The organism is Citrobacter sp. Cpo045, from assembly GCF_030332875.1.
In the GTDB taxonomy this organism is placed as follows: Bacteria; Pseudomonadota; Gammaproteobacteria; order Enterobacterales; family Enterobacteriaceae; genus Citrobacter; species Citrobacter portucalensis.
Window position 1 is genome coordinate 22437 of the sequence record NZ_JAOWGZ010000076.1, and the last position, 13110, is coordinate 35546.

Below are 13110 nucleotides of genomic sequence, written 5' to 3' on the forward strand. Positions count from 1 at the left end.
GCCGTGTTAAACCGTTATCCTTTGTGGAAGTATGTCATGCTGATCGTCGTTATTGTCGTCGGTCTGCTCTATGCGCTTCCCAACCTGTATGGTGAGGATCCGGCTGTTCAAATCACTGGCGTGCGCGGTGCCGCCGCCAGTGAGCAAACGCTGATCCAGGTCCAGAAAACGTTACAAGAAGATAAAATCACACCTAAGTCTGTGGCTCTGGAAGAGGGTGCTATTCTCGCGCGCTTCGACTCCACTGATACCCAACTGCGCGCACGTGAAGTATTAATGGGCGTACTGGGCGATCAGTACGTCGTGGCGCTTAACCTTGCTCCGGCAACCCCGCGCTGGCTGGCTGCCATTCACGCAGAACCGATGAAACTCGGTCTTGACCTGCGTGGCGGCGTTCACTTCCTGATGGAAGTGGATATGGACACCGCGCTGAGTAAGTTGCAGGAACAAAATATCGATAGCCTGCGCAGCGATCTGCGTGAAAAAGGCATTCCTTATACTACCGTTCGCAAAGAAGATAACTACGGTCTGAGCATCACTTTCCGTGATAGCAGCGCCCGTGATGAAGCTATCTCTTACCTGAGCAAACGTCACCAGGATCTGGTTATTTCCAGCCAGGGCAGCAATGCTCTGCGTGCGGTAATGACCGATGCGCGCCTGAGCGAAGCCCGTGAATACGCGGTACAGCAGAACATCAACATTCTGCGTAATCGTGTTAACCAACTGGGTGTTGCTGAGCCGGTGGTACAACGTCAGGGTGCTGACCGCATTGTGGTCGAACTGCCGGGTATTCAGGATACCGCGCGTGCGAAAGAAATTCTGGGCGCAACCGCGACGCTGGAATTCCGTCTGGTAAATACCAACGTTGACCAGTCTGCTGCGGCATCCGGGCGTGTACCGGGTGATTCGGAAGTGAAACAATCTCGCGAAGGTCAGCCGGTTGTGCTGTACAAGCGCGTGATCCTGACCGGTGACCATATCACCGACTCCACTTCCAGCCAGGACGAATACAATCAGCCGCAGGTTAACATCTCGCTGGATAGCGCAGGTGGTAACATCATGTCCAACTTCACCAAGGACAACATCGGTAAGCCGATGGCGACCCTGTTCGTGGAGTACAAAGACAGCGGTAAGAAAGATGCCAACGGTCGTGCAGTACTGGTGAAACAGGAAGAGGTGATTAACATCGCCAATATCCAGTCTCGCCTGGGTAACAGCTTCCGTATCACCGGTATCAACAACCCGAACGAAGCACGCCAGCTTTCCCTGCTGTTACGTGCCGGTGCGTTGATTGCGCCGATTCAGATTGTTGAAGAACGTACCATCGGCCCAACCCTGGGTATGCAGAACATTAAACAGGGTCTGGAAGCATGTCTGGCCGGTCTGGTGGTGTCTATCCTGTTCATGATCTTCTTCTATAAGAAGTTCGGTCTGATTGCGACCAGTGCGCTGATTGCTAACCTGGTGCTGATTGTCGGTATTATGTCGTTGCTGCCGGGTGCTACGCTGAGTATGCCGGGGATTGCGGGGATCGTCTTAACCCTTGCCGTCGCGGTCGATGCGAACGTACTGATCAACGAACGTATCAAAGAAGAGTTGAGTAACGGGCGTTCGGTGCAGCAGGCCATCAATGAAGGTTATGCGGGCGCATTTAGCTCCATCTTTGATGCGAACATTACGACGCTGATCAAGGTCATCATCCTGTACGCAGTTGGCACCGGGGCAATTAAAGGGTTCGCGATTACTACCGGTATTGGTGTGGCGACGTCGATGTTTACCGCGATTGTCGGTACACGTGCCATCGTAAACCTGTTGTATGGCGGCAAGCGCGTCAAAAAGCTGTCAATCTGAGGAGTGCGAAGTGGCACAGGAATATACTGTTGAACAATTGAACCACGGCCGTAAAGTCTGGGACTTTATGCGCTGGGACTACTGGGCTTTCGGCATTTCAGGTTTCCTGCTGATTGCGGCCATCGTGGTGATGGGCGTACGCGGGTTTAACTGGGGTCTCGATTTCACCGGTGGTACGGTTATTGAAATCACGCTGGAAAAACCGGCCGATATGGACGTGATGCGCGATGCGCTGGAGAAAGCGGGCTTCGTTGATCCGCTTCTGCAGAACTTCGGCAGCAGCCACGACATTATGGTACGTATGCCGCCAACTGAAGGTGCAGACGGCGGTCAGGTGCTGGGTAGCAAAGTGTTGAGTGTGATTAACGAATCCACCAACCAAAACGCCGCGGTGAAGCGAATTGAATTCGTGGGTCCGAGCGTGGGTGCAGACCTGGCGCAAACCGGTGCGATGGCGCTGATGGCGGCGTTGATCTCCATCCTGGTGTACGTCGGTTTCCGCTTTGAGTGGCGACTGGCGGCAGGGGTAGTTATCGCGCTGGCGCACGACGTGATTATCACACTTGGGATCCTGTCGTTGTTCCATATCGAGATTGACCTGACTATCGTCGCATCACTGATGTCGGTAATCGGTTACTCGCTGAACGACAGTATCGTTGTATCTGACCGTATTCGTGAAAACTTCCGCAAAATTCGTCGCGGTACGCCTTACGAAATCTTTAACGTGTCACTGACTCAAACGCTGCACCGTACGTTGATTACGTCCGGTACAACGTTGATGGTTATTCTGATGCTGTTCCTGTTCGGTGGTCCGGTACTGGAAGGCTTCTCGCTGACGATGCTGATCGGTGTTTCCATCGGTACTGCGTCTTCTATCTACGTGGCATCGGCGCTGGCGCTGAAGCTGGGTATGAAGCGTGAGCACATGCTGCAGCAGAAGGTCGAGAAAGAAGGGGCGGATCAACCGTCGATTCTGCCTTAACCCATCCAGGAGTGAAGATACTGGAATCCCGATCGCAAGGTCGGGATTTTTTTTGCCTGTGAATTAGCGACAGGTAATTATCTTTTCCTGTCGCCACACTACTGACAGTATGCTGTCAGTAGCCCTGCCTTATAGTCCTCCTGAGATTACCCACACAGGCAGGAGGAAGTATGAGCAACGTAATTAATTGGTTTGAAATCCCCGTGGCACAAATGGACCGCGCCATCGCTTTTTATGAGCCAGTAATGCAGATTTCTTTGCGCCGGGAGAACATGGACTGCGCTGAGCTCGCCGTATTTCCGCATCAGGATCCCGCTCCCGGCGGGGCGCTGGCTAAATTTGACGGTATTACGCCTTCAACGCAGGGCGCTATTATTTATCTGCATACGGACGATTTGGCTGCAACGCTTGAACGCGTCGCCACTGCTGGCGGTCAGTGCGTGTTTGGCCCACTAGAACTGGGTCAGGACATTGGTACGATTGCGCTATTTACTGACAGCGAAGGCAATCGTGTTGGTTTACATCAACCCGCGTAATATTTTCAGCACTGAGGATTAAAATGAGCAGACGCGCCGACCGCTTGTTTCAGATTGTGCAAATCCTGCGTGGCAGGCGAGTGACAACGGCGGCGCTGCTGGCAGAGCGTCTTGAGGTTTCTGAACGGACGATTTATCGCGATATCCGCGATCTCTCTTTATCCGGTGTGCCTATTGAAGGCGAAGTGGGCAGCGGATACCGCTTAATGGCCGGGTTTGATCTACCGCCGTTGATGTTAACGCATCACGAATCAGAAGCATTGATGGTAGCGATTCGATTGCTGAAAACATGGGGTGGGGATTCACTCTCACAGGCGTTGGAATCCGCGCAGGAAAAAGTGTTGGCGATATTGCCGCCAGAGAGTCGGCGCAGAGCCGAGCAAACGCGGATTTTCGCGCCAGATTTTGGTAATCAGCCGCATTCACGTAGTGCCTTCGATCTCATACATCGCGCGGTTTCAGCCCAGCAGGTGCTGGCGCTGCATTATCGCGATGAGTCCGGGAACCTCTCCTGGCGCGACGTTCAGCCGCTGGGATTATTTTTCTGGGGCGAGCACTGGCTGCTGGTTGGCTGGTGCGAGAAGCGTGACGATTATCGTTGCTTTCGCGTTGATCGATGTCTGAAGATTACGCCACTCGACAGGCATTTTCGCGAATCGGCAGATCGCTCGCTAAGTGACTTTTTGCGTAAAGTACGCTGTGAAGACCAGCCATAAAAAAGCCAGCGGTTAAGCTGGCTTGTCTGCGAGACATTGTCTGGATTAGAAGTTGTAACCTACGACCAGGTAACCACCCCAACCGGTAGATTTCGCGCTGAAGTCGCCTTCGCCCCAGTTCAGGGTATCTCCACCTTTCCACTGACCGCCGTTGTGGAAGTAACGCGCTACGACGGAGTAGTGCCAGTGATCGTAGTTCAGCGCCAGGACGTGGCTGGACGCGATAGAGTTGCTGGTGCGGTTCGGATCATCACCCAAATCTGAGCCCCAGTCGAAGTTGGTGAAGCCGATGTAGGTCAACTGGCCGCCCCAAACCTGGGTGATCGGCACAAAGTATTTAACTTTGAAACGGTAGCCATCCCACTCGTTTTCGTTGGATGCGCCATAGTTCTGCCACTGGTATTTAGCATACACGTTCAGGGACAGACCCATCGGCAGACCGGTATCGATATCGGTACCCAGACCCATGTACCAGGTGCTCTGGCGGCTGGCTTTGTTATCACCCATATCGTAGATGTAGTTGTTGGCGAAATACCATTCTTTGAACGGACCAAAGCTCAGGTCAGCACCGGTCAGTTTGTCGATGGAGAAACGCGGTTCGATTTCCATAAACAGCGGGGAACCGTCAGACCAGATACCTTTATCGTTGCCGTTACCCCAGTCGAAAGTTTTCGGAATATCGATGTAGCCATAGAAGTCAAACCAGTCTTTTTTGGCAAACGCTTCGTATTCAAGATACACGTCGTTGTTCAGTTTCGGGGAGAAACGGGTGTGATAGCTACCCACCACGTTAACGCTTTGGTGCCACCAGTCGGACAGATATTGCGGTTTGTCATTTTCTGCTGCGTTGGCAGTAAAAGACGAGGAGAGCGCCAGCACTGCACCGGCTGCAAGTAATGTTTTTTTCATATGTATGCCACTGTTTGAAATCCCTTTCGGGAGTGAAAAATGCGCAATTTGCGTTTCTAAATATTTCGTAATTCTTCGGAGCCTATTATAAAAATCATTGTTCACAAAAATATGTCTTGTTTCACAGTTCTATCATTTACGTAATCGATTGCGTTCACGTTTGCGTACTTTAGGCGGCGAATTGTACTGGCTCCCATGAATGTTGCCAAGTTTTACCAGAAATATCGGTTATGTCAGGGGAGTAACAAAAAGAAGCAGAGTGATGTTGCGGAACGCACAAAACGTTCCGCAAAAAAGTTTATTGGCTAACAGGCTGGACATCGTGGATGCGCACAAATCCTAACTGATCTGGAGTGAGGCCATTTATCTGTAACGGAATGTCTACGTCGCTGGGAGCAAGAATACTCGCCGGAGCGTTGACCAATTGGTTATGAACGTTCACTTCCTGATAGTTGTCCGTGGTGCCTTGAATTTGCCCGTACTCGACGGTGGCGCTAAAGGCGGGTAAAGGCGTGTTGGATTCACCCTGAATTCGTAGCGTCAGGCGCGTACCATCGGCGTTCGGTGCAATGTTCACCAGCGACATGCGTAAGGTGCCAATCTGGCTGTCCAGTCGTGCCGGGGTTTTGGAGCCGGGCAGCAGATAGGCGCCGCTGGTTGATTTTGCATTCAACATATTTTGTTGCGTAATTTTTACCGTTTCCTTATTAAGCTGCGTCATCTCTTTATTCAACGTGCTAACGCTTTGATGCATCTGGCGTACTTCGCTTTGCTGTGCGCAGGCACTAAGACTAAAGAGACTTCCCACCAGGAGAATTCTTAGGTAACGTCTTGTCATTGTGATTACTTCCTTCATTGTCGCGATAGCATAATGGTAGTGTGCACTGAGCACGAAGGCATCGATCCTTTGTCTCAAAAGCGCAGCGCCTTTGTTGTCACGGCAGTTCAGGGTAAAATAGATTCTGTTAACCACTGAGGTACAGGACGCCGTATGCATTGCCCATTCTGTTTCGCCGTAGACACTAAGGTAATTGACTCTCGTCTTGTAGGCGAGGGCTCCTCGGTACGCCGCCGTCGGCAGTGTCTGGTTTGTAACGAACGTTTCACCACTTTTGAAGTGGCTGAACTTGTCATGCCGCGCGTTGTGAAAAGCAACGATGTGCGTGAACCCTTTAATGAAGAAAAGCTGCGCAGCGGCATGCTCAGAGCGCTTGAGAAACGGCCTGTCAGCGCAGATGACGTCGAAATGGCGTTAAACCATATCAAATCACAGCTGCGTGCGACGGGTGAGCGTGAGGTGCCGAGCAAGATGATTGGCAACCTGGTGATGGAGCAGTTGAAAAAGCTCGATAAAGTCGCCTACATCCGCTTTGCCTCTGTCTACCGGAGTTTCGAAGACATCAAAGAATTTGGCGAAGAGATTGCTCGCCTACAGGACTAAGCCATGCAGGATGAATTGTACATGGCGCGCGCGCTAAAGCTTGCTGCGCGCGGACGTTTTACCACTCACCCTAACCCCAACGTGGGCTGCGTGATTGTGAAAGATGGGGAGATCGTCGGTGAAGGATATCATCACCGCGCGGGCGAACCGCATGCCGAAGTTCATGCTCTGCGGATGGCCGGAGAAAAAGCGCAGGGGGCAACTGCCTACGTGACGCTTGAACCCTGTAGTCATCATGGTCGCACGCCGCCGTGTTGCGATGCGCTGATTGCGGCGGGGGTGTCGCGTGTGGTTGCGGCGATGCAGGATCCCAATCCGCAGGTCGCAGGACGTGGGCTCTACCGTTTGCAGCAGGCGGGTATCGACGTCAGCCACGGGCTGATGATGAGCGAAGTTGAGCAACTGAATAAAGGCTTCCTCAAGCGCATGCGTACGGGATTCCCGTATCTTCAGCTTAAGCTTGGCGCGTCGCTTGATGGCCGTACAGCGATGGCCAGCGGTGAAAGCCAGTGGATCACCTCGCCACAGGCGCGCCGTGATGTGCAACGCTTGCGCGCGCAAAGCCATGCCATTTTAACCAGCAGTGCTACGGTGCTGGCAGACGACCCTCAGCTTACCGTGCGTTGGTCGGAGCTTGGGGAGTCAACTCAGGCGAGTTACCCGCAGGAAGAGCTGCGTCAGCCAATCCGCATTGTTCTTGATAGCCAGAATCAGGTCACACCGGCGCACCGAATTGTGCAACAGCCTGGAGAAACCTGGATTGTCCGGACTGAAGACGACCCTCGTAGCTGGCCGGAGACGGTGCGCAGCCTGAAGGTGCCGGAACATAACGGACATCTGGATCTGGTGGTGCTAATGATGCAACTGGGCAAACAGCAAATTAACAGCATTTGGGTTGAAGCTGGCCCAACGCTCGCCGGGGCATTATTACAGGCCGGTTTGGTCGATGAGCTAATCGTGTATGTTGCGCCTAAACTGTTAGGCAGCGATGCGAGAGGATTATGTGTGCTTCCAGGCCTTGAGAAACTGGCTGACGCACCCCATTTCAAATTCAATGAGATACGCCAGGTGGGCCCGGACGTTTGCCTGCATTTAACGACTGCGTGAGGCTTTCTGATTTAGAGGAAGCAGCGCACAGAATATTATGATAAAATCCGCCCCCCTTACGGGGCCATAAATCGAACCCGAAGGAAGAATATGAACATTATTGAAGCTAACGTTGCTACCCCGGACGCTCGCGTCGCCATCACCATTGCGCGTTTCAACAACTTTATCAATGACAGCCTGCTGGAAGGTGCTATCGACGCCCTGAAACGTATTGGCCAGGTTAAAGATGAAAACATTACCGTTGTTTGGGTTCCAGGTGCATATGAGCTGCCACTGGCGGCTGACGCACTGGCAAAAACCGGTAAATACGACGCGGTGATTGCGCTCGGTACGGTGATCCGTGGCGGTACCGCGCACTTCGAATATGTGGCTGGCGGTGCAAGCAATGGCCTGGCGCATGTCGCTCAGGACAGTGGCATTCCGGTAGCCTTCGGTGTTCTGACCACCGAAAGTATTGAACAAGCCATCGAACGTGCTGGCACTAAAGCCGGTAACAAAGGCGCAGAAGCTGCACTGACTGCGCTTGAAATGATTAATGTATTGAAAGCCATCAAGGCCTGATTTTTGTAAGGGGAAATCCGTGAAACCTGCTGCTCGTCGCCGCGCCCGTGAGTGTGCCGTCCAGGCGCTCTACTCCTGGCAGTTGTCCCAGAACGACATCGCTGATGTTGAATACCAGTTCCTGGCGGAACAGGACGTTAAAGATGTCGACGTTCTGTATTTCCGTGAACTGCTGTCCGGGGTGGCGACTAACAGCGCGTACCTGGATGGATTAATGAAGCCTTACCTGTCTCGTCTGTTGGAAGAGCTGGGTCAGGTAGAAAAAGCCGTACTGCGTATTGCGCTGTTTGAATTGTCTAAACGTAGTGATGTGCCGTACAAAGTGGCCATCAACGAAGCGATTGAACTGGCAAAAACCTTCGGCGCTGAAGATAGCCACAAATTCGTGAACGGCGTACTGGATAAAGCAGCACCTGTGATTCGCCCCAACAAAAAGTAATCCCGAGGCCGGCTGGATGGTGGAACCTGTTTCCGCTGTCCCCGGCTTTTTCTTTTTTTTCTGCTGAGGCATAACGTATGGCATGTGGCGAGTTTTCCCTGATTGCCCGTTATTTTGACCGCGTAAGAACTTCTCGTCTTGATGTCGAAACCGGTATTGGTGACGACTGCGCACTTCTGAACATCCCTGAAAAACAAACGCTGGCGATCAGCACCGATACGCTGGTGGCAGGCAACCACTTTCTCCCCGACATTGATCCGACCGATCTCGCCTGGAAAGCACTGGCGGTGAATTTAAGCGATCTGGCGGCGATGGGGGCGGATCCTGCGTGGCTGACGCTGGCGCTCACGTTACCTGACGTCGATGAAGCCTGGCTGGAAGCCTTCAGCGATGGCCTGTTTGAACTCCTCAATTACTATGATATGCAGCTGATTGGCGGTGACACCACGCGTGGGCCGCTGTCGATGACGCTGGGTATTCATGGCTACGTCCCCGTTGGGCGGGCCTTAAAACGCTCTGGCGCGAAACCGGGTGACTGGATTTATGTTACCGGCACGCCGGGCGACAGTGCGGCCGGGCTGGCGATTTTGCAGAACCGATTGCAGGTTGCAGATGCAACAGACGCGGACTATCTTCTGCAACGCCATCTGCGTCCCACGCCGCGTATTTTGCAGGGACAAGCTCTGCGCGATCTGGCCAGTGCGGCTATCGATCTCTCCGATGGCCTGATTTCTGATCTTGGGCATCTCGTCAATGCCAGCGGCTGTGGCGCACGGGTTAACGTTGATGTGCTGCCATACTCCACGGCATTGTCACAGCACGTTGAGCCGGAACAGGCCCTGCGCTGGGCGCTCGCGGGTGGCGAAGATTATGAGTTATGCTTTACCGTACCGGAAATTAATCGTGGTGCGCTGGACGTGGCGCTGGGAAATCTCGGCGCAGCGTTTACCTGTATTGGGCAGATGAGCGCGGACGTGGAAGGCATTCACTTTACGCGCGATGGAAAACCCGTCACGTTTGACTGGAAAGGATATGACCATTTTGCCGCGCCTTAAAAAAGATGTCGCCAAAAGCCGTTTGAACATGCGCAATCCGTGGCACCTGTTAGCCACCGGCTTTGGCAGTGGGCTAAGCCCAATTGTTCCTGGCACGATGGGATCGCTGGCGGCGATCCCTTTTTGGTATTTAATGACCTTTCTGCCGTGGCAGCTGTATTCGCTGGTGGTGATGTTATCTATCTGTATCGGCGTTTATCTGTGCCATCAAACGGCGAAAGATATGGGCGTGCACGATCACGGTAGTATTGTCTGGGACGAGTTTGTCGGGATGTGGATTACCCTGATGGCGCTGCCGACCAACGACTGGCAGTGGGTTGCCGCCGGATTTGTGATTTTCCGTATTCTGGATATGTGGAAGCCGTGGCCGATTCGTTGGTTCGATCGCAACGTACATGGCGGGACGGGGATCATGATCGACGATATTGTGGCCGGGATACTCTCTGCCGGAATTTTGTATTTTATCGGTCATCACTGGCCGGTAGGTATCATTTAACCCTTCTCAGGGGCTATTGTAGGCCCGATAAGCGCCTCGACATCGGGCGATCAGTGCCGGATACGCTATGCTTATCCGGCCTACAATCTACAACCTCGCTTATTTAAATCCCACCACTGGATGCTGTTTGTACGGCGTTTCCAGCTCGGCAATTTGCTCCGGCTTCAACGTTAAATCTACCGCGTTGAGCAACTCATCCAGCTGTTCCTCACGTGAAGAACCAATAATTGGCGCTGCCACGCCGGGTTTGCTCAGCAGCCAGGCCAGCGCAACCTGTGCCCGCGTTACACCCAACTCCTCACTGACACCGGTCAGTCGTGCGGCGATTTGCGCGTCGTTTTCATCGCTCTCGTTGTACAAATTTTTACCGACTTCATCGGAAACCAGACGTGCGGTTGTTTCTCCCCAGGAACGCGTCAGGCGACCGCGCGCCAGCGGGCTCCATGGGATAACGGCCACGCCTTCCTGATAGCAAAGCGGCAGCATTTCGCGTTCTTCTTCGCGGTAGATTAGGTTGTAGTGATCCTGCATGCTGACGAACTGCGCCCAGCCGTGTTGCTTCTGTAAGGCCAGAGCCTGGGCAAACTGCGAAGCGTGCATGGATGAGGCGCCAATATAGCGAGCTTTACCGGCTTTCACGACGTCGTTTAGAGCCTCCAGCGTTTCTTCGATTGGCGTGTTGTAATCCCAGCGGTGAATTTGCAGGATGTCCACATAGTCCATACTCAGGCGTCTGAGGCTGTCATCAATCGAGCGCAGAATTTGTGCGCGGGATAAACCTTCCGCTAAATCATCCACCTGGTGAAAAACCTTGGTAGCGACCACGACATCTTCGCGGCGGGCGAAATCACGCAGCGCGCGGCCGACAATCTCTTCGCTGCTGCCAGCGGAGTAGCTGTTGGCGGTATCGAAAAAGTTAATGCCGCCCTCAAGGGCGTGTTTGATTATCGGGCGGCTGCTTTCTTCAGGTAGCGTCCAGGCGTGATTGCCGCGATTGGGTTCGCCAAATGTCATGCAACCCAGGCAAAGGCGGGAGACCCGTAGGTCGGTTTTTCCTAAGATGTTGTATTTCATCAATCCACTCCTGCTTAGCTCGTGATGAATTAAGCATAGCAGGAGCGGGGAGGGGATTATGCCAGCCAGGCCTTGATTTTGGTCTCAATTCCGGCGGCATTCAGACCCAGATCGGCACGAGCTTCATCCTGAGTTCCCTGCGGGATGAAGAAGTCTGGTAGGCCAATGTTCAGCACCGGGACGGGCTTACGATGGGCCATCAGCACTTCGTTTACGCCGCTGCCAGCACCACCCATAATGGCGTTCTCTTCAATGGTAACCAGCACCTCGTGTTGGGCAGCCATTTCAAGGATCAACGTTTCATCCAGTGGTTTTACAAAGCGCATATCGACCAGCGTGGCGTTCAGCGACTCTGCGACCTGAGCGGCTTCCGGCATCAGGGTGCCGAAGTTGAGAATCGCCACTTTTTCCCCGTGACGTTTCACGATGCCTTTACCAATTGGCAGTTGTTCCAGCGGGGTCAGCTCAACGCCTACCGCGTTACCGCGTGGGTAGCGCACGACCGTTGGACCATCGTTGTAGTGATAGCCGGTGAACAGCATCTGGCGGCATTCGTTTTCATCACTCGGGGTCATGATGACCATTTCCGGGATGCAGCGCAGGAAGGAGAGATCGAACGCCCCCTGGTGGGTTTGTCCATCTGCGCCAACAATCCCTGCCCGGTCAACGGCGAACAGGACCGGCAGTTTCTGGATGGCTACATCGTGCAGCACCTGATCGTAGGCGCGTTGCAGGAAGGTCGAGTAAATGGCTACCACCGGCTTGTAGCCGCCAATCGCCAGACCGGCAGCAAACGTCACAGCGTGCTGCTCGGCAATCGCCACATCGAAATAGCGGTCCGGGAACTTACGTGAAAACTCCACCATTCCGGAACCTTCGCGCATTGCCGGGGTGATTGCCATCAGCTTATTGTCTTTCGCCGCGGTCTCGCACAGCCAGTCACCGAAAATTTTTGAATAGCTCGGCAGACCGCCGCTGCTTTTCGGCAGGCATCCGCTGGACGGATCGAATTTGGGTACCGCGTGGAACGTAATCGGATCTTTTTCCGCAGGCTCATAGCCACGACCCTTTTTGGTCATGATGTGCAGGAACTGCGGGCCTTTCAGATCGCGCATGTTTTTGAGCGTAGTAATAAGCCCCTGCACGTCGTGACCGTCCACCGGACCGATATAGTTAAAGCCCAGTTCTTCAAACAGAGTCCCCGGCACAACCATACCTTTAATGTGTTCTTCGGTACGTTTGAGCAGTTCTTTAATCGGCGGCACGCCGGAGAAGACTTTCTTCCCGCCTTCGCGCAGCGATGAGTAGAGTTTGCCAGAGAGCAGCTGTGCCAGATGATTGTTCAGCGCGCCAACGTTCTCTGAAATCGACATTTCGTTGTCGTTGAGGATAACCAGCATGTCGGGCCTAATATCGCCCGCGTGGTTCATCGCTTCAAACGCCATCCCTGCGGTGATGGCACCATCACCAATCACACACACGGTACGGCGCTCTTTACCTTCTTTCTCGGCGGCAACGGCAATACCGATACCTGCGCTGATGGAGGTAGAAGAGTGCCCAACGCTCAGTACGTCATACTCGCTTTCACCGCGCCATGGGAACGGATGCAGGCCGCCTTTCTGACGAATGGTGCCGATTTTATCGCGGCGACCGGTCAGAATTTTGTGCGGATAAGCCTGATGTCCCACATCCCAGATTAACTGGTCAAACGGGGTGTTGTAGACATAGTGCAGCGCGACGGTGAGTTCCACCGTGCCCAGACCAGAGGCGAAGTGCCCGCTGGAACGGCTTACGCTGTCGAGCAAATAGCGGCGCAGTTCGTCGCAAAGCTTTGGCAGGCTCTCTTTTGGCAGCAGACGTAACTCCTGGGTGGAGTCGACCAGCGCCAGGGTCGGGTATTTGGCTATATCAAAACTCATCGCAAGCTCATGGGATATGTTGGT

The 13110-nt window shown here is 53.5% G+C and carries 14 protein-coding genes; 10 read left to right on the forward strand and 4 right to left on the reverse strand.

All coding sequences use genetic code 11. The features are described 5' to 3' along the window. Positions 1-3: 3 nt before the first annotated feature. The 4 genes from secD (at position 4) to OGY13_RS03835 (ending at position 4085) form a co-directional block, all read left to right on the forward strand. Positions 4-1851: a protein translocase subunit SecD gene (secD, locus tag OGY13_RS03820; RefSeq protein ID WP_003021547.1), complete on the forward strand. Its 1848-nt coding sequence runs from the start codon at positions 4-6 to the stop codon at positions 1849-1851. 10 nt (positions 1852-1861) lie between these two features. Next, a complete protein-coding gene (secF, locus tag OGY13_RS03825) occupies positions 1862-2833 on the forward strand; it encodes a protein translocase subunit SecF (RefSeq protein ID WP_003021550.1) in 972 nt (323 codons plus the stop codon). Positions 2834-3003: 170 nt separating this feature from the next. Then, entirely contained in the window at positions 3004-3369 is a 366-nt protein-coding gene (locus tag OGY13_RS03830) for a VOC family protein (RefSeq protein WP_153753658.1), read from the forward strand. Positions 3370-3392: 23 nt separating this feature from the next. Beyond that, positions 3393-4085, forward strand: a complete 693-nt coding sequence (locus tag OGY13_RS03835) for a helix-turn-helix transcriptional regulator (RefSeq protein WP_032942528.1) — start codon at positions 3393-3395, stop codon at positions 4083-4085. A 45-nt stretch (positions 4086-4130) separates the two neighbouring features. Here OGY13_RS03835 and OGY13_RS03840 read toward each other — a convergent pair whose 3' ends face one another. After that, complete coding sequence (locus OGY13_RS03840; RefSeq protein WP_003021561.1) at positions 4131-4994, reverse strand: nucleoside-specific channel-forming protein Tsx; 864 nt, start codon at positions 4992-4994, stop codon at positions 4131-4133. A gap of 298 nt (positions 4995-5292) precedes the next feature. Further along, positions 5293-5832, reverse strand: a complete 540-nt coding sequence (locus OGY13_RS03845; RefSeq protein WP_128612077.1) for a SadB/YajI family lipoprotein — start codon at positions 5830-5832, stop codon at positions 5293-5295. 153 nt (positions 5833-5985) lie between these two features. On the opposite strand from OGY13_RS03845, the gene nrdR reads away from it, so the two are divergent. From nrdR to pgpA, 6 genes are all read left to right on the forward strand, one after another. Next, positions 5986-6435 carry a transcriptional regulator NrdR gene (gene nrdR, locus OGY13_RS03850; protein ID WP_003021571.1) on the forward strand — a complete coding sequence of 150 codons (450 nt, stop codon included), beginning with the start codon at positions 5986-5988 and terminating at the stop codon, positions 6433-6435. A 3-nt stretch (positions 6436-6438) separates the two neighbouring features. Continuing rightward, positions 6439-7542 carry a bifunctional diaminohydroxyphosphoribosylaminopyrimidine deaminase/5-amino-6-(5-phosphoribosylamino)uracil reductase RibD gene (gene ribD / locus OGY13_RS03855; protein ID WP_008783929.1) on the forward strand — a complete coding sequence of 368 codons (1104 nt, stop codon included), beginning with the start codon at positions 6439-6441 and terminating at the stop codon, positions 7540-7542. A 90-nt stretch (positions 7543-7632) separates the two neighbouring features. After that, positions 7633-8103, forward strand: coding sequence for a 6,7-dimethyl-8-ribityllumazine synthase (gene ribH, locus OGY13_RS03860; protein WP_003021575.1), 471 nt, complete (start codon positions 7633-7635; stop codon positions 8101-8103). A gap of 19 nt (positions 8104-8122) precedes the next feature. Beyond that, complete coding sequence (gene nusB / locus OGY13_RS03865) at positions 8123-8542, forward strand: transcription antitermination factor NusB (protein ID WP_000801129.1); 420 nt, start codon at positions 8123-8125, stop codon at positions 8540-8542. A 77-nt stretch (positions 8543-8619) separates the two neighbouring features. Further along, positions 8620-9597: a thiamine-phosphate kinase gene (gene thiL, locus OGY13_RS03870; RefSeq protein WP_213752456.1), complete on the forward strand. Its 978-nt coding sequence runs from the start codon at positions 8620-8622 to the stop codon at positions 9595-9597. Then, positions 9575-10093, forward strand: a complete 519-nt coding sequence (gene pgpA / locus OGY13_RS03875; RefSeq protein WP_003830993.1) for a phosphatidylglycerophosphatase A — start codon at positions 9575-9577, stop codon at positions 10091-10093. The genes thiL and pgpA overlap by 23 nt, the downstream gene beginning before the upstream one ends. Before the next feature lie 99 nt (positions 10094-10192). Here pgpA and yajO read toward each other — a convergent pair whose 3' ends face one another. Next, positions 10193-11167 carry a 1-deoxyxylulose-5-phosphate synthase YajO gene (gene yajO, locus OGY13_RS03880; protein WP_213752455.1) on the reverse strand — a complete coding sequence of 325 codons (975 nt, stop codon included), beginning with the start codon at positions 11165-11167 and terminating at the stop codon, positions 10193-10195. A 56-nt stretch (positions 11168-11223) separates the two neighbouring features. After that, the gene (dxs, locus tag OGY13_RS03885; protein WP_213752454.1) at positions 11224-13086 is read right to left on the reverse strand and encodes a 1-deoxy-D-xylulose-5-phosphate synthase; all 1863 of its coding nucleotides are present in this window, start codon (positions 13084-13086) and stop codon (positions 11224-11226) included. Positions 13087-13110 lie beyond the last annotated feature (24 nt).

Coding starts and splice junctions, on each gene's coding strand:
- OGY13_RS03830 (WP_153753658.1), top strand. CDS start 3,004: ATGAGCAACGTAATTAATTGGTTTGAAATCCCCGTGGCACAAATGGAC.
- ribH (WP_003021575.1), top strand. CDS start 7,633: ATGAACATTATTGAAGCTAACGTTGCTACCCCGGACGCTCGCGTCGCC.
- OGY13_RS03845 (WP_128612077.1), bottom strand. CDS start 5,832: ATGACAAGACGTTACCTAAGAATTCTCCTGGTGGGAAGTCTCTTTAGT.
- OGY13_RS03835 (WP_032942528.1), top strand. CDS start 3,393: ATGAGCAGACGCGCCGACCGCTTGTTTCAGATTGTGCAAATCCTGCGT.
- yajO (WP_213752455.1), bottom strand. CDS start 11,167: ATGAAATACAACATCTTAGGAAAAACCGACCTACGGGTCTCCCGCCTT.
- nrdR (WP_003021571.1), top strand. CDS start 5,986: ATGCATTGCCCATTCTGTTTCGCCGTAGACACTAAGGTAATTGACTCT.
- ribD (WP_008783929.1), top strand. CDS start 6,439: ATGCAGGATGAATTGTACATGGCGCGCGCGCTAAAGCTTGCTGCGCGC.
- pgpA (WP_003830993.1), top strand. CDS start 9,575: ATGACCATTTTGCCGCGCCTTAAAAAAGATGTCGCCAAAAGCCGTTTG.
- OGY13_RS03840 (WP_003021561.1), bottom strand. CDS start 4,994: ATGAAAAAAACATTACTTGCAGCCGGTGCAGTGCTGGCGCTCTCCTCG.
- thiL (WP_213752456.1), top strand. CDS start 8,620: ATGGCATGTGGCGAGTTTTCCCTGATTGCCCGTTATTTTGACCGCGTA.
- dxs (WP_213752454.1), bottom strand. CDS start 13,086: ATGAGTTTTGATATAGCCAAATACCCGACCCTGGCGCTGGTCGACTCC.